14 protein-coding genes are annotated in these 15,568 nt (G+C 46.2%); 11 read left to right on the top strand and 3 right to left on the bottom strand.

Annotation, left to right across the window (positions count from 1 at the left end; genetic code table 11):
* The first annotated feature begins 9 nt into the window (after nucleotides 1-9).
* Both K0J45_RS12155 and K0J45_RS12150 read left to right on the top strand, forming a co-directional pair.
* Nucleotides 10-1,323, top strand: coding sequence for an NAD(P)/FAD-dependent oxidoreductase (locus tag K0J45_RS12155; RefSeq protein ID WP_258406680.1), 1,314 nt, complete (start codon nucleotides 10-12; stop codon nucleotides 1,321-1,323).
* 162 nt (nucleotides 1,324-1,485) lie between these two features.
* Nucleotides 1,486-2,067 carry a uracil-DNA glycosylase family protein gene (locus K0J45_RS12150; RefSeq protein ID WP_220042749.1) on the top strand — a complete coding sequence of 194 codons (582 nt, stop codon included), beginning with the start codon at nucleotides 1,486-1,488 and terminating at the stop codon, nucleotides 2,065-2,067.
* Between the two features lie 75 nt (nucleotides 2,068-2,142).
* On the opposite strand, the gene K0J45_RS12145 is transcribed toward K0J45_RS12150, so the two are convergent.
* Nucleotides 2,143-3,462 carry an aminopeptidase P N-terminal domain-containing protein gene (locus K0J45_RS12145; protein WP_220042748.1) on the bottom strand — a complete coding sequence of 440 codons (1,320 nt, stop codon included), beginning with the start codon at nucleotides 3,460-3,462 and terminating at the stop codon, nucleotides 2,143-2,145.
* A 173-nt stretch (nucleotides 3,463-3,635) separates the two neighbouring features.
* On the opposite strand from K0J45_RS12145, the gene gmhB reads away from it, so the two are divergent.
* Nucleotides 3,636-4,196, top strand: coding sequence for a D-glycero-beta-D-manno-heptose 1,7-bisphosphate 7-phosphatase (gene gmhB, locus K0J45_RS12140; protein ID WP_220042747.1), 561 nt, complete (start codon nucleotides 3,636-3,638; stop codon nucleotides 4,194-4,196).
* A gap of 140 nt (nucleotides 4,197-4,336) precedes the next feature.
* Here the strand turns inward: gmhB and K0J45_RS12135 are convergent, their stop codons facing one another.
* Together K0J45_RS12135 and K0J45_RS12130 are read right to left on the bottom strand one after the other, a co-directional pair.
* Complete coding sequence (locus K0J45_RS12135; protein ID WP_220042746.1) at nucleotides 4,337-6,538, bottom strand: sulfatase-like hydrolase/transferase; 2,202 nt, start codon at nucleotides 6,536-6,538, stop codon at nucleotides 4,337-4,339.
* Nucleotides 6,539-6,619: 81 nt separating this feature from the next.
* Nucleotides 6,620-6,955 carry a hypothetical protein gene (locus K0J45_RS12130; RefSeq protein ID WP_220042745.1) on the bottom strand — a complete coding sequence of 112 codons (336 nt, stop codon included), beginning with the start codon at nucleotides 6,953-6,955 and terminating at the stop codon, nucleotides 6,620-6,622.
* A 313-nt stretch (nucleotides 6,956-7,268) separates the two neighbouring features.
* Between K0J45_RS12130 and K0J45_RS12125 the strand changes: the two genes are divergently transcribed.
* The 8 genes from K0J45_RS12125 to K0J45_RS12090 all read left to right on the top strand — a co-directional run bounded on the left by K0J45_RS12125 (nucleotide 7,269) and on the right by K0J45_RS12090 (nucleotide 15,559).
* Complete coding sequence (locus K0J45_RS12125; RefSeq protein WP_220042744.1) at nucleotides 7,269-8,747, top strand: L,D-transpeptidase family protein; 1,479 nt, start codon at nucleotides 7,269-7,271, stop codon at nucleotides 8,745-8,747.
* Between the two features lie 574 nt (nucleotides 8,748-9,321).
* Entirely contained in the window at nucleotides 9,322-9,519 is a 198-nt protein-coding gene (locus K0J45_RS12120) for a Flp family type IVb pilin (protein ID WP_220042743.1), read from the top strand.
* A gap of 102 nt (nucleotides 9,520-9,621) precedes the next feature.
* Nucleotides 9,622-10,176 carry an A24 family peptidase gene (locus K0J45_RS12115; protein WP_220042742.1) on the top strand — a complete coding sequence of 185 codons (555 nt, stop codon included), beginning with the start codon at nucleotides 9,622-9,624 and terminating at the stop codon, nucleotides 10,174-10,176.
* Nucleotides 10,177-10,195: 19 nt separating this feature from the next.
* Nucleotides 10,196-11,533 (top strand): DUF8689 domain-containing protein, encoded by a 1,338-nt coding sequence (locus tag K0J45_RS12110; protein WP_258406679.1) that lies wholly within the window; start codon nucleotides 10,196-10,198, stop codon nucleotides 11,531-11,533.
* Nucleotides 11,534-11,586: 53 nt separating this feature from the next.
* A complete protein-coding gene (gene cpaB / locus K0J45_RS12105) occupies nucleotides 11,587-12,426 on the top strand; it encodes a Flp pilus assembly protein CpaB (RefSeq protein WP_220042741.1) in 840 nt (279 codons plus the stop codon).
* A 50-nt stretch (nucleotides 12,427-12,476) separates the two neighbouring features.
* Entirely contained in the window at nucleotides 12,477-13,934 is a 1,458-nt protein-coding gene (locus K0J45_RS12100; RefSeq protein ID WP_220042740.1) for a type II and III secretion system protein family protein, read from the top strand.
* Between the two features lie 15 nt (nucleotides 13,935-13,949).
* On the top strand, nucleotides 13,950-14,237 hold the full coding sequence (locus K0J45_RS12095; RefSeq protein ID WP_220042739.1) for a hypothetical protein: 288 nt from the start codon (nucleotides 13,950-13,952) through the stop codon (nucleotides 14,235-14,237).
* Between the two features lie 89 nt (nucleotides 14,238-14,326).
* Nucleotides 14,327-15,559, top strand: a complete 1,233-nt coding sequence (locus K0J45_RS12090; protein ID WP_434086937.1) for a pilus assembly protein TadG-related protein — start codon at nucleotides 14,327-14,329, stop codon at nucleotides 15,557-15,559.
* Nucleotides 15,560-15,568: the final 9 nt, after the last annotated feature.

Raw genomic sequence — 15,568 nt, 5'->3', positions numbered from 1 at the left:
GCTAATCATATGACAAACCATGAGTTAACAGACCAGGATAAAGCCTCGCAGGCCTGCGCTGCCTCTACCCGAAACGCGGATATCACTGTCATAGGCGCTGGCGTTATAGGCCTTGCCAATGCCATCGCCTTGCAACAGGCCGGCTTTAGTGTGCGCGTCATCGACAAGCAAGGGGTGGCGGCGGGCGCCTCCTTTGGAAACGCGGGCCACTTCGCCACCGAGCAGGTGTTTCCCCTGGCCGACCCGGCCATGCTACTCAAACTGCCCGGCATGTTGCTCGACCCATTAGGGCCGTTTCGCATTCAGCCGCGCTATTTTCTCAAGGCCTTGCCTTGGTTTATGCGCTTCTTAGCCAATATGTTGCCCGCAAGACGCGCCCATAACTCGGCGGCGATCAAGGCCTTAAATCAAAAGAGTATCCATGCCTGGCAGCAACTGGTGCGCGAGTGTGGCTGCTCCGAGTTACTCAAACTGCAGGGCAGTCTCTTGGTGTTTGAACAGACGCCTTTTATCGAGGTTGAGCGGGTATACCAAGGCTATCGTGATGCCGGCGTGGCTGTGAAGCTACTCAGCGGTGACGAGGTGAGGACGCTAGAGCCGGATCTCAGCCCCAATATCAACCACGGACTGTGGTTTACCCAGGTAGGCCATACGCCAGACCCGGCCGAGTTGTGTCATCGCTTGGCAACCCAGTTTGAGAAGCTGGGGGGCGAGCTGGTGATCGGAGAGGTGACTCGATTGGCTCATGTCGGCAAGGGCGAGCAATGTGTCAGCGTCTGTGTGGGCGAAGGTGTTAATTATCAAAGTGATAAGTTACTGCTCAGCGCCGGCGCCTGGTCAAAACCTCTGGCGCAGCAGCTTGGCTTTAAGGTGCCACTGGAAACCGAGCGTGGCTATCATCTGATGATGCCACAGCAAAGCCGTCTGCAGCGGCCGGTGGCTTCTTTCGAGCGCAAGTTCATCATCACCCCCATGAACCGGGGGACCTGTCTGGCCGGCACGGTTGAATTTGGCGGTCTTAAGGCGCCGCTGGTCGAGGCCAGGGCTGACTGTCTGCTGCCCCATGCCAAGGCGCTGCTGCCAGATGTGTTGGCCAGTGCTAAAACCTCCCAGGGAGAGCGCTGGATGGGCTTTAGGCCCTCGCTGCCCGACTCCCTGCCTGTGCTGGGCGCTTCACCTAAGAGCGATAAGATCTTCTTTGCCTTTGGTCACCAGCACCTGGGACTCACCTGGGCCGCCTTTAGCGCACAGCTTATGGCGGAAACCATCAAGGGGGAGAAGACTCAGGTGGATATAACCCCTTACCGTATCGACCGATTTTAAGCGGCATGCTCAGAGACAAACTTAGTGATTTAAGGATAACGATATAAAAGGAAGGTGGGCATGCATGTCTGAAAAATTGCATCTCGGTAAAGATTCGATTGCGCTTTAGCTTTGGCATTGCTGTAGCATTATATTGGTTAATGATATTTTGCCGGAGCCTTTATGGAAACCTTAGAACAACTACTCGAGCGTATTGCCCGCTGTCAGATCTGCCAGCCGCATCTTAGTCATAAGGTGCGGCCCGTGCTGCAGGCGGCATCGAACGCCAAGGTGTTGATTGTCGGTCAGGCGCCGGGCACTAAGGCCGCGGCCAGCGGACTTCCTTTCGACGATCCCAGCGGTGACAGGCTCAGGGATTGGCTGGGGGTTAATCGCGAGCAGTTTTACGATCCTTCCCTTTTTGCCATAGTCCCCATGGGGTTTTGCTATCCGGGGAAGGGACGCTCTGGGGATCTGCCGCCAAGGGGTGAATGTGCGCCGGTTTGGCGAGAACCTCTGCTGGCACACCTAAAAAACATTAAACTCACCTTGGTGATAGGCCAATATGCCCAGGCCTATCATTTCGGTAAGCAGTGTGGTGGGGTGACCGAGTGCGTGCAAGGCTGGCAACTTTACGGCAATCAGATCATGCCACTGCCTCATCCCAGCCCTCGCAACAATCTCTGGCTCAGGCGTAACCCTTGGTTTGAAACCGAATTATTGCCCGTGCTCAAGGCAAGGGTGGCAAGCGCCCTCGCGTGCTAGATTTTGGGTTCTAAACCCAAGAAACCTCGAGTCATTAGAACCCTAATGCTGTTATAGCGCTCACGTCATAAAAAACTAGCTTCGGCCCATGAAGGCCTCGATCTCGGCAATTGACCTAGGTACTTTCTCTGACAGGTTTTCATGGCCGTCAGCAGTAACCAGGATATCATCTTCGATGCGGATCCCCATGCCGCGATAGGCTTCAGGTACATCTGTGGCCGATGTTGGTATATAGATGCCGGGTTCTATGGTAAAGATCATCCCAGGCTCAAGCTTGCGCCACTCGCCATCCTCATTATGATAGGGGCCGACATCGTGGACATCCATTCCCAGCCAGTGCCCCGTCTTATGCACAGTGAAGCGCTTGTAGCTTTCGCTGGCCATCACCTCCTCATAGCTCCCCTGTAACAGGCCGAGTTCGACGAGGCCGCGGGCCATCACCTGCATACAGGTCTCATAGAGGTGATTCCAGGGCGTGCCAGGTTTGACTTTGGCGATGGCGGCATCGAGGGCGTCGAGCACAAGCTGGTAGATCGCTTCTTGTGCCTGCGTAAAGCGGCCATCTACCGGATAGCTGCGGGTGATATCGGCGGCGTAGTGATTGAGCTCGGCGCCGGCATCGATCAGCAGCATCTGACCAGATTGGAGCTGGCAGCAGTTTTCCTCATAATGCAGGCAGCAGGCGTTGTCGCCCGCCGCCACTATGTTGGGGTAGGCCACCTCGTTAGCGCCGTGGGCGGCGATGGCAAAATTAAAGGTGGCGGCAAGCTGCGCCTCATTTATCCCTGAGCGGCAGGCTGTCATTACTGCTTTATGGCCGTCGATAGAGGCATTGACCGCAGCGCGAATAGCAGCCTGCTCGCTCTCATCTTTGATCACTCTCAGTGGATGCAGATGCTTGGCCAGCGGCGTGATGCTGCGAAAGCATTTAGGCGTATCGAAGGCGCTGCCATGACGCTGGGCGTTACACCACGCCAGCAGTTGATGATTGAAACGGCCCAGCTCGTCGCTGATATAAACCTCAGTCTGATGAGTGAGGCTGGCGGCGATGACATTCTCTAGCTCGGCGATATCAAACGCCTGGTTGGCGCCAAAATGTTCGAGGGCACCGGTAATGCCGGCTCTGGCACCGAAGCTGACCTCTTGCTGAGGATCCTTTGGGCGGCAGAGCAAAGTGTAATTTATCTCGCCTTGCGGGCCACGATAGAGTAGGGCAACCGCATCAGGCTCGTTAAAACCTGTGAGGTAGAGAAAATCATTGTCTTGGCGAAAGTGATACTTGATGTTCTTGCTACGCACCTTTTGCTGATAACCCACGAGGATCACAAAGCTGTCCTCGGGTAGGCTATCCATCAGGCGTTGGCGTCTAATTACATATTGGCTGTTTGCGGGCATCTCTATCCCTATCTCTTTATAGCGGTATGCGAATGGCTTAACTATATTTGTATATTTTATTCATTTCTAGTCCCCGTCGACTTTATTCGTGATTGTTCGGTGCATTTTGTTGATTCAAGTGTGATAATAATGGCCAACTAATTTTTGGTTTCAGTCGGATTGGGGAAGTTTTCGTGAATCGTGCCGTTTTCCTGGATAGAGATGGAGTGATTAATATCGACCATGGTTATGTGCATCAGGTCGATGATTTCGAATATGTCGAGGGAGTATTCGATGCGTGCACCGCGTTAAAGCAGCAAGGCTATAAGCTGGTGGTGGTGACCAATCAGTCGGGCATCGCCCGCGGACTCTACACTGAAGATCAGTTTCATAGTCTGACCGAATGGATGGACTGGAACTTCGCCGATAAGGGGGTCGACCTCGATGGCATCTATTACTGTCCTCATCACAGCGAAAAAGGCATTGGCGAGTATAAACAGGACTGTGATTGTCGTAAGCCTAAACCTGGAATGCTCAAGAGTGCGGCGCAGTTTTTAAAGATAGACCTGAGCCGCTCTGTCATGGTAGGGGATAAGCGTGACGATATGTTGGCCGCCGAGGCCGCAGGGGTGCCGACCCGTATCTTAGTGCGCACCGGCAAAATGGTAACAGATGAAGCCATCGCCGCGGCCACTGTTGTTTTAGACTCTATCGCCGATGTGCCAGCCTACTTAAGCACTTTGAAAGCGGTTTAATGGCGAAGAGTTCGCTTTTTAACCAATAGTTTTGTTTTATCGTTAGCAATCGTTGCCGAAACATTACGTGGTGGTAACTTTGCTAAGGGTAGGTGCTTAAAGGTTTAAGTACTGAGTGTAATACCACAAGATAAACCGGTTTAATTGTTATCTAGACGATTGCCTGCCTTCAGCGGCGACGTATGTTGTCCTTTGGCATATTGTGCGTTATCAGTGTTGTTTCTGATTAGCCTCTGCTTAAATGAAGGACTACATTCGCTGCGCGGAGTGTCAATAAAATCGGCATGATAGTGTTGACATAGTGAATCAAGCATAGTTTCCCAAGGCGCATCACCCGAATATTCACTGAGATTATGCCAGCGTTTGTTTGCCGTATCGACTAAGATAAGTCGCTCATCTTTAGGTAGCATGACCAGTTGCCAGTGCCTTGCATACACAGAACGCTGCTTTAATTGAATGTTATTATGATAGGACTCAGGTTTCATCACCGCTCGACCATCATCTCTTATTTCGTAATGAGATGCGGTTTCTGACATCACCTTCTTATCATCGATAAAGCTGGTGTTAATTGAGCGCACCGGTAGCGATGACTCGACAAATATATAACGCTGATCGGCTCTAGGGCTTTGAGCTCGTGTTAAGTCTTGTGGTAGTGGCAGACCGTCGAATATCAATTTTTTAGAGGCGATTGCCTGGTTGGCTGTCGGAGAAAGATTGGCGACTATGCTCGGTGCGACGTCAATCAGCGAAAACAAACCTTCAACTTTACCCACCGGGTTTACTGGTTTACCGCCTCTATACCTCAATGTCGCTAGAACTACCTGTGATTGCTCCTGAGATAAAACATTGGTGCCATGCCCCCAGGCAGCCACATTGAGCGCAGCGAGTTGTTCAGGATGGTCTGTTGGTGCCACATTACCGGCGGGCGCAAGTCTATCTTGATTCAACAAGAAGCCTTCACCGTGATCCGATAGCAGGTACACTACTGCGTTGTCTAACAGGCCTTCTTGACTCAGGTTAGCGATGAAATCGGCTACCTGCATATCGACCTTTTTAATCATTTCGCCATACATATAGTGATTGTAATTACCATGCCAACGTGACTTGTCCAATTCGATAAAATCTTTCGAAGTAAAAGGCCAGTGTAATTGACAAAAATGTACTGCTAAAAAATTAGGTTTATCGGACGACAAGCTATGTAAAACCTCACTATTAAACAACAAAGGGTCGTAAGTTTTACCATAAGCACGATTGATATAGAGGTAGGGTAACAAGCTTCGTAATAAAGGAAAATTGATCGCCAAGTTGATTAGCGGGAGATCGGCTAAATTCGATATAATCGCATCGGCTGCACCTACCTTAGGACCAATTACGCGATCAAAGCCGTAACTTGCATCGATTTGATTGAAGCGACGTTCATCAATGGCATAAGTGGTCTGATAGCCATTGGCCGCAAGCAGATCTAATATAGGAAATGGCTTATCGACCAATTCTGGTGGTGCAAGGTTAAACCTAGCACCGTTTTTAGTCGGATATAAGCCCGATAATATACCCATCCAAGCAACAAAAGTGCGCCCTTGGGGTGTATAGGTTTGATCATAAATTAGTGATTCTGATAACAACTGATTCAGTGATGGCGCAAGGGATCTATCGGCACCGCGATAGGCAAGGTGATCTGGGCGCAAACCATCAATGCCGATAATAAAAATATTAGGTTGAGTACTGTTCGCGGAGTAAGTTGGCGTAGTTGTGTAACTGGTTACTAAGTAAATTGGTACAAAACTAAATACTAGTAGGCTAGGCAATATCAGGGCGTTTAAGCTTTTTTTGTGGCAAGTTAGCGCGTTAATTAAAGCGTAAATAATGTTGGCTAACAGTAATAACCCCAAGAAGGTCACTGCGATACCTGTCGCCAGCGGCGTACCACGAAAAAAACTTAGTAAGGATGTAGGGTAAAAATAAGCATTTGCTGATAGAACCCAAATGCAGTGCAGCAGCAGCAACACTAACCAAATTTGTGTTTTGACGTTGTCATTCGATGAGAACATGGCAAACCATGGACGACAGGATAGGGTAATGACCAAAGCCCAGCAAACATGTAGTGCAAGAATCATAAGTGCAAAATAAGTTAGGTCTAACATCAACCCTTTACTGAGCAGATGCTCAGCTTCGATATGTGTCATGGCGTTTGCTAGCGAAAAAGCAGAGTAATACTGCAGTAATTGTTTGTAGTTAATTGCAATGACAAGAAAAAAAATGAGCATTGCTAGTGTTCTAAAAAAAGTGCGCCTGAGTGAGACGGCGTTGGTTGTTTTTGTGATTTGCTCTGCTGAGTCAGGCATAGTATCTCTCTACTGGATAGCTGCAAAAATCTTCAAAGTTCCTCTGTGGTTTATTGCTCTTTTCGCCTTCTTCTAGATGCATTATCGTGGTTGTTGTGGGATTACCGTCTGATCTTTTACCGGTAGCGTGTTGGATGTTTCACGTAATTTCAGTGTTGAGTCATTTGGTGCAGCGTCTGTTTTGACCTGAAAGCCATTGAAATAAGACAATAAATTATCTTCATTCCCCGAGGGCCAATCACCTAGTATTAAGTATCGCTCCGCTAAGGTCGCACCAGATTCGATGTCGGTTTTGAGTCTAAAACGAGCATTTGCCACAGTGAACGCTGGATAGCTAATCACCAGCAATAAGATAGTGATCAGCATAATTAATATCACCTGAAGCATCAGCTGCTTAGTTGCCCCCATCTTTACCATTGATCGATATTGTCCTTGTTAAAACACGCCATCTATACGTGACGCGATGACTTATCGGATGTGTAAAGTATAGATGAATAATCTACGTGTGATGTTCAAGGGATTAACTAGGCGTTATTTGACGACTTAAAACGCTAAATAATCTTGTCTTAACGCCATGTCTGAACTAAACCTGAGCTATCGTTGCGATTAAATTATCTCATCACCTTATAGCGGTTGTATTAACCATTGCCGACTAGGTTGATTTATCTTTAGTATTTCAAGCGGCTATCGTTTTTACAATTTTGCTGCTGAATAGGATGGGCTCGATAATATGAAATTACTCTTACCTTATGCCCTGACTTTTTCCGCCAGTATAGTGAGTTCCTGCCTGAGTCTCATCTGTGCCCCCGTTTTTGCTGAAGCGGAGATAGCTCAGGTCGTGCAATCAGACCAAGATGTATTTAGCGACGTACACGATTTTATTTGGTTCGATCAGCAAGGACCTAAGCCACTAACGCTAGATATGCTTGCGTTAGCTCAAGACTTGGGTTTCTGGCAATCGAAGGGCTTGTCACCGAATACGGCAAGTGTGCAGATCTCAAGAGAATTAGATGATGGTTACTCTCAACTTTTTATCGAAATGCTAAAAACGATAAGGCCAGAGCAGGACATCGATGAGCCCATAGGTGTTGAACAACTTCGTCAAGCAGCACAAGCTCATCATCTGCATAATTTACTCGATAGCATGTTGCCTGAGCATAGGCAGGTTCAATTGTTGCGTGAACAAATTAGGCGTTATCAACAACTTGAAAAGTATGTCTGGCCAACAATCTCGTCCACGAATTATCGTTTGGGTCAGAGGTCACCCGAAATAGCCAAACTGAGGTGGATGCTCACTCAATTCGGCGACTTACCAGCTAAACCCTCCAATACCTATAGAGAGGCGATTTATGACCCTGGTATCGTCAGCGCCATAAAGCATTTTCAACTAAGGCATGGGTTACCTGAAAGCGGCGAGCTAGATAGCTTGACCCGCAAAGCGCTGCAGATACCGCCTTCACAAAAGATTGTTCATCTGCGCAAAGCGTTATTACGCTGGTTTGCGTTACCCATTCAATTGCCGGAGCGATACTTGTGGGTCAATATTCCTGCGTACCAATTACAGGTAATGGAGAATAATAACAGTGTATTGAGTATGCGTGTGATTGTCGGCAAACCCGAAACGCCGACGCCACAAATGGCGACAACACTGAATCTGGTGACACTGAATCCAACCTGGACGCCGCCTAGCAGTATTATTTATGGTGAGTTATTACCTAAAAATGGACGTAATCCTGGTTATCTTGCCGCTCACGGGTTTGAGCTGCGTAAGGTGACCCAGGGGAACTCCTTAGCGGTACCATTGGCAAACCAATCCTCTAAGCAAATCGCCACTCAACTGAGTGAGTTCCAACTGGTTCAACAACCAGGAGCCGATAATGCTTTGGGACGATACAGATTTTCGATTTTGAATAATGAAGCGATTTACTTACATGATACTCCTGTAAAAAGCCTGTTTAGGCGTCCAAATAGGGCTTTGAGCCATGGTTGTGTACGTTTAGAAAAAGCCGACATCTTAGTTAACTATCTATTAACTAGACACATTAATCAGTCACCAGCAGCTATTAAAGATGCGTTAGCACAAAAATCACCGCGTTACTTAAAGCTTACTGAGCCCTTACCCGTATTGATGACCTATTTAACGGCTTGGGTAGATGCTCGGGGAGTCGTGCAGTTTCGCCCGGACATTTACAAGTTAGATTACCCCTAAGCTTTGCTTGGCTCATCCACAACAATTGGGCGCTTGGTTGTTGATTACTATATAAATAACGCCATGAAGGTAATTGCGGTGGTGATATTTGTAAAATTCACTTAGTTAAGTGACACATGGGTAAAGAGGCTCATGGTGGAATTGATCATGCTAATCAAGCCTGAGCGCTCTCTTTGCGTAAAATCTTGCTGACTAAGTGTTGTACCAAATCTGCCTGCACTCCAAATAAAATGAGCTCCTGAAGCCCAATAACTTCACTTTACTAGTTTTTATTTTAATCTGCGCAATGTGAAAACTTTGCTACCTTTATATGTAACAGCAATGTTAAGTGGCGTGGTCTGTCTAATATTGCTGTATGGCTGGTTAAACAGTGAGTGATGAAGCTTGTCCTTGCGGTTATTGATATGTGGCAACAGGGACGAACATTCGGTGGTGAGTTATGGCACCGATGGAATTGAGGCAATGAGCTCGAAGTGAGCAAGGTGAGAACTAAGGCTTACAGTGTGTATATCGCTCCTAGGAGCTGGGTTAAGAGCCTCAATAAGGTGTCCCTTAGGGTCGTTAGGAGAAAACAATGAACCTTACAAACTTGATGAAAGATTTTATTGAAGATGAAACTGGCTTAACGGCAGTGGAGTATGCCATTGCAGGTGGCTTAGTGGTGGGGGGCATGATTGCCGCATTTAATCTGTTAGGTGATAACGCAACAGCTAAGATTGAGTGTCTAGCCTCTGCGGTGAATGGAGCCAGTACAGATTGTACAACTCCTTAGGTTGTTTAGCTTGGTATGGAGGTGCCTAGGTTGATCTGCAAGCTAGGCACCTATGCTATTTGATTAGCACTTTTGATGCCAATTTAAAGAGGTACGATCGCAATGACAGATGTCCAGATACTACTTCAAGTCACCTTGGCTGCGATTTTTTTTATCATGGCCATTATCACAGACCTAAGGTCGCAACGCATTCCTAATGCCCTATCGCTTGCGGCAATTTTATGTGGTTTTGTCATCAATGGCTATTATGCACACCTCGATGGCTTGCTGTTAGCGAGTTTTGGCTTTGCACTGGCATTTATCATTTTGTTTCCCATCTTCATTGTTAGGGTGCTTGGTGCAGGAGATATTAAATTGATGATGGGAATTGGTGCTTTAATGGGGCCAGAACTCTTGGCATGGAGTCTCTTATATGGCGTTGTTGCTGGTGCTGTCACCAGTGTGTTTCTTGTGGTGTGGCAAACGGGTCTAAGTGGCGTCATGAAAACACTTAAACGTTATTGGGATTGTATTTACTGCAGAACTTATTTTAAACCAGAGCCTGGCGAAGCTGCGGGACAAAAGGTGCCATATGCACCTGCATTAGCCATTGGTTGGCTGGTGGCGTGCGTTATTAATTATGATTTACCAAGAGTTTATCTGCAGTTAAGTCATTAATTAGGATGGGAATTATAATATGTTGCAAACGGATGTGGATGATTCTATAGACGTTCAGTCATTAACTCAGCCTAGAGATAACGAATATATTTGTGATGCTAGTAAATTGGCACCTAAGCCTATTTCGATCGATGCCACAGGTTTATCTGAAGCATTATTATTAGATTTGTTGGTTAAACATATATTTACCTCAGGCGTGGTTACTAAAGAGTTGATGGTTGCCAAAATGGGGATAACGGGTGGTATCTTGCAACAGTTGCTCGATACTGCCAAAAAGCTGGGATGGGTTGAAAATCGCCAGACTACGGCCGATGGTCAGATGCGCTACGCTTTGAGTCATACGGGTGAGATTCATGCAAAATTAGTTTTTAGCCGAAGCGGTTATCTCGGACTCGCTCCTGTGCCACTCAAACAATATATTCCCATCTGTAAACAACAATCTAGCAGAGCTCGACCCATTACTTATGAGATGCTCGAACAAGGGCTGAAAGCACTCGTGTTGCCTCAAGATCTGCTACAGAAAATAGGGCCGGCTATGAATTCCAGCCGTCCAGTATTGATATATGGTCCACCGGGTACAGGTAAAAGCTATCTGTGTCGACACCTTAATCTTACTTTGGGCGATGCTGTGCTTATTCCCTATGCGATTGCCATAGGCAATGAAATCATACAGGTTTTTGATCCCGAGTTGCATCATCGTACCGAAGTTGCAGAGACAGGTAACCCATTGGATTTAGGCAGCGGTCACGATCCGAGATGGATTCAATGCCAACGTCCGCTAAGGATAACCGGTGGTGAACTTACGGCCGAAATGCTCGAGGTACAGTTTGATACCCATAGTCGGACTTATATGGCGCCACTTCAACTTAAAGCCAACAATGGCATTTTGTTGCTCGATGATTTAGGACGCCAACGTATCAGTGCCAAGCAACTCTTTAACCGTTGGATCATACCGATGGAAGAACATAGAGACTTTTTAAGCTTGCAGTCAGGCGAACATTTTGAGATCCCTTTCGAGCTAATTCTGCTCTTCTCTACTAACCTAGATCCTAAAGAGTTAGTTGACGAAGCATTTCTTCGACGACTTGGTTACAAGATCCATTTTGATGCACTAGATGAGAAGCTTTACCGCCAGATTTGGTTCCGGGTATGTGGTGAATTAGGACTAAGCTGTGATGAAGACACGTATTTACATCTGCTTAGAGAATACCATAAAAAATTTTCTAAGCCTTTGATTCCATGTTACCCACGGGACCTACTCGGCATTATGTCTGATCAAATCTGTTTTATGGAACTTGAACCAGTGGTGACACAGTCACTGATTGGCTCGGCATGGTCTATCTATTTTGTTGAATAATGAAGTTAATGACATGTTTTCGTTAACGATTTAGTTAACAACGGGAGTTCACTATGAATAACAAAACGATTCTATTTGTCGTCTTGTCAATGATATTTGGTGTAATAGCCGTTTTTCTCGCTCAAAACTGGCTTGAGTCTAACACTAGTGGTACCAAAGTGGCAAACACCACCAATGTGGTAACAGTGTCTAGCCTAGTGCCTATGGGGACCATTGTTGATCGCAAGCATTTAGTGCTCACCGCTGTTCCTGAAGCCATAGTACCTAAGGGATCAGTGACTAAGTTTGAAGATGCCGAAGGAAAAGTCGTAAATCAAAAGCTGTATCCTGGAGAGATTTTACGCCAAGAAAAACTGACCAATAAAGGTGAGGGCAGTACGTTAGCTAGTCTTATTCAACCTAATATGCGTGCGGTCACTATAAGGGTTAACGATGTGGTTGGCGTGGCTGGTTTTTTACTGCCAGGAAACCGAGTGGATGTGATTAACCTGTTTAAAGAGGGCGAGTATAAAACTGATGTGGTGCTCTCTAACGTAAAGATTCTGGCTATCGATCAGCGAGCGTCAAACGATGAGAATAAGCCCATGTTGGTTCGAGCAGTGACCTTAGAGTTGAGCATGGAGCAAGCTGAGCAGTTGTTGGTTGCCAAAGGGCGTGGCTCACTGCAGTTGGCTTTAAGAAATCCCAATGATGAAGCACAAATTGAAGTGGCTTTACTCAATCAAGAAAAATCTGGAAATCTCGAGTCGATAAAACCTCTTGTTAAAGCACAGCCAGTACTTGATAAACCATCTGTACCAACAGAGAAGGTGGTTTATGTTCAGTCGAATTCTAAAGCTAAAGTTTTAATATTAAAGGGAATGAATGAGCAAGAAGTTAAGGTAAATGATTAATTGCTTGAAAACTTATTTGATACAACCTAAGTGTTGAAGAGGAGTGGACTATGCTGCGTTCGACTGGCAAAACTTGGAAGTTAGGATGCGTGTTTTTAGTGTTCATTTCGGCCTTAATGCAATTACCTGTAATGGCGGGGGGGCCGTTTGAGGAAGCAAAGGCCTTAAAGCAGATCCCTATCTTTAAGTCTCGTGTTATACCGCTGCCCAAATCAGTACAAAGAGTCTCAGTAGGGAATCCTGAGATCGCCGATATCAAGCTGCTTCCCAAGAATAACCTGTATGTATTAGGCAAAAAATTGGGTAGTACGAATGTGATGATTTGGGATGAAAATGAAATATTAACCAGCGTTATGGATATTGAAGTGACCCATGACTTAAATGGATTAAAGTTGCGTTTACATGAATTTCTACCTAATGAAAAGCTTGCGGTGCAAACTTCTCAAGGACAGCTTCTATTAAGTGGTCAAGCCTCCAATTTACAAAAAATGAATACGGCTATGGAGTTAGCCCAGGCGTATGTAGATGCTTCGCCTACCATAGGTAAACCCAAAAGTACCGTACTAAATATGATGACCATCGGAGGTGGGCATCAAGTCATGCTAGAAGTAGTTGTTGCCGAGGTTCAGCGTGAAATTGCGCGACAGTTTGATTCAAAATTTTTGATCTTCAATCAAGGCTCACATCTATCAGGCGGTATCGTTGGTGGCGGTGGTGGTTTTGTTGATTCGGGTATTGGTGGGGTAACCAGTAAAGGTTTTTTTGCTCAGTATATTAATCAAGATTTGCTGATGAATTTTGCCCTCGATGTGGCTAAGCAAAATGGATTAGCCAAAGTGTTAGCTGAGCCGAATGTCACCGCCATGAGTGGCCAATCGGCAGAGTTTTTATCGGGTGGCGAATTCCCTGTCCCGGTACCAGACAAAGATGGTAGTACCACGATTCAATACCGTGATTTTGGCGTCGGAGTGAAATTTTTACCGACAGTGCTGGATTCTGGTCAGATAAACTTAAATTTGGATGTTGTCGTCAGCGAAATAAGTAACTCAAATTCTGTGTCGATATCGGGGAGTAATACCACGTCTATTTTAATCGTTCCCTCTCTGGTTAAACGCAGCACTGCTACAACCGTCGAGTTAGCCGACGGTCAAACTATAGCGATTAGTGGGCTTATCAGCGATACCTTACGTGAAAATATCGATAAGGTTCCAGGCCTAGGTGATGTTCCTGTGTTAGGGCAACTTTTTTCGAGTAAAAGCTTCCGTAGTGGTCAAACAGAGTTGGTGATTTTAGTGACGCCGCGCTTAGTGAGACCTTTTAATAGAAAAGATATTGCCCTTCCTACAGATGGATTTGTCTCTCCTTCGGATGTCGAGTTTTATCTATTGGGTAAAAGTTCTACCAAAGAGTCCCCTAAGGATAAGACGGATACGCCATACGAACCTGTGATCTCTAATGTCAAAATTGAAAACAGTGGCACCCAACAAAAATATGGCCATTCACTTTAGATTGGAGCGAAGAGTATGAACAATTTTAATGCCAGAGTGACTGAAGCGAATAAGTGGCTATGTATTATTGTATGCAGCCTCTTTGTATCTGCTTGTGCTAATGAACATAATTTCGCTATGGGAGAGAGTTATACGCAAGTGAGAAATGCTCAAATTCTCGATCCTGAAGCATCTGAGCGTAACGATGGATTAGTCTTAAGTCTCGAGGGAGCCTATGGACAAAAAGTGATATTAAATTATCGAAATAGTAATGAAGTCCCCACTAAGGCGAAAGAGTTAAGTACATCGATGATAATGGAATAATTTTTGGTCGGAGGTCAAATATGTATACCACGGCAGGTAATGACTCGACAACGCATATACGCGTAAGGCGTCAGCGCGGGGCAATTTTGGTGATGTTTACCATAGGCTTATTTTCCTTGCTTGCCGTGGCGGCATTGGCTCTCGATGGTGGCCATATGTTACTAAGTAAGGGGCGGTTACAAAATGTGGTTGATGCGTCTGCGCTGCATGCCGCTAAAGTACTCGATAGCGGGGCGACGCTAGCCGAAGCGAGGCAGGCTGCGGTGAGTATGTTGTCACAAAACCTTGCTTTTAAAGAAAATAATGAACTTGAAATTAATATCAGTTTTAGCCCCGCAGATTACAGTAATAATGATGTAACCAGTAATATTTTTGTCGAATTCTCAGCGTTACCCGACCCTTTTATCCCTGTCACAACCGAAGGGAGTGAATATGTCAGAGTGAGAGTTGAAAATGTTGGTTTAGATAATTTTCTTGCCCAACTGTTAAGTTTCAATAAGCGTGTGAGGGCATCAGCGGTTGCGGGGCGTAGCACGGATATAACCTGCAATAATAGAATTGTGCCCTTGTTGGTTTGTGCAGTGAATGATAATCCTGATTATACAGTAACCGGCCCAGATGGGGAGCAAGTACCAGCCCCCTATGGCATAGAGACTAACAGCTTGTATGCGATGAAGTCGGGTTCAGCGCAGGCTGGTGACACAGCTATCGGGCCGGGTAATTTTCAATTGTTAGCTTTGGACGGCACAGGCGCAGATGTTATGCGCGCGGCGCTGGCGGGTGAATATTCAAATAATAGCTGTGTTGGAGCAGGTGATTCGGTACCGACGGAACCTGGTAATAATGTTGGTCCTGTTGCTCAAGGTCTGAATACGCGGTTTGGTCAGTGGCAAGGCGGGGGATTAAATTCCACTGATCACCCACGAGATCGCAACATATGCCAGGGAGAACGAATTAATATCGATGCCGATGGTAACATAGCGAACCCTAACGCCGCCTACTATAGTCATAGCCAATACTTAGCAGACTCCAATATTGATAATTGTATAGACAGTAACATAGACGCAAATTATCGCAGAGAGATGCCAGTGGTTATTGGTGTTTGCGATGGACTGACGAATGGTCGTAATGATATCGAGGTGAAAACCACCGGTTGCTTTTTCTTAGTACAAGATGTTGACCAAGGTGGGCAAGAGTCTTTTGTGGTTGGGGAATTTGTGACCGAGTGTCCGGGAACTGGAAATGCGTCAGTCGATCCCGATTTCGTTAGTAATAATCATACAATAGTGCTTTATAAAGATCCTGATAGCCCAGACTCCTAGGAGAATGCA

The sequence above is a fragment of the Shewanella alkalitolerans genome (assembly GCF_019457575.1).
Classification (GTDB): domain Bacteria; phylum Pseudomonadota; class Gammaproteobacteria; order Enterobacterales; family Shewanellaceae; genus Shewanella; species Shewanella loihica.
This window is presented reverse-complemented; position numbering and strand designations above follow the sequence as displayed.

What these genes read in the sequence shown, in the direction of transcription:
- K0J45_RS12125 (WP_220042744.1), top strand. Translation starts at nt 7,269, where the DNA reads ATGAAATTACTCTTACCTTATGCCCTGACTTTTTCCGCCAGTATAGTG.
- K0J45_RS12130 (WP_220042745.1), bottom strand. Translation starts at nt 6,955, where the DNA reads ATGGTAAAGATGGGGGCAACTAAGCAGCTGATGCTTCAGGTGATATTA.
- K0J45_RS12100 (WP_220042740.1), top strand. Translation starts at nt 12,477, where the DNA reads ATGCTGCGTTCGACTGGCAAAACTTGGAAGTTAGGATGCGTGTTTTTA.
- cpaB (WP_220042741.1), top strand. Translation starts at nt 11,587, where the DNA reads ATGAATAACAAAACGATTCTATTTGTCGTCTTGTCAATGATATTTGGT.
- K0J45_RS12155 (WP_258406680.1), top strand. Translation starts at nt 10, where the DNA reads ATGACAAACCATGAGTTAACAGACCAGGATAAAGCCTCGCAGGCCTGC.
- K0J45_RS12115 (WP_220042742.1), top strand. Translation starts at nt 9,622, where the DNA reads ATGACAGATGTCCAGATACTACTTCAAGTCACCTTGGCTGCGATTTTT.
- K0J45_RS12135 (WP_220042746.1), bottom strand. Translation starts at nt 6,538, where the DNA reads ATGCCTGACTCAGCAGAGCAAATCACAAAAACAACCAACGCCGTCTCA.
- K0J45_RS12150 (WP_220042749.1), top strand. Translation starts at nt 1,486, where the DNA reads ATGGAAACCTTAGAACAACTACTCGAGCGTATTGCCCGCTGTCAGATC.
- K0J45_RS12120 (WP_220042743.1), top strand. Translation starts at nt 9,322, where the DNA reads ATGAACCTTACAAACTTGATGAAAGATTTTATTGAAGATGAAACTGGC.
- K0J45_RS12110 (WP_258406679.1), top strand. Translation starts at nt 10,196, where the DNA reads ATGTTGCAAACGGATGTGGATGATTCTATAGACGTTCAGTCATTAACT.
- K0J45_RS12095 (WP_220042739.1), top strand. Translation starts at nt 13,950, where the DNA reads ATGAACAATTTTAATGCCAGAGTGACTGAAGCGAATAAGTGGCTATGT.
- K0J45_RS12145 (WP_220042748.1), bottom strand. Translation starts at nt 3,462, where the DNA reads ATGCCCGCAAACAGCCAATATGTAATTAGACGCCAACGCCTGATGGAT.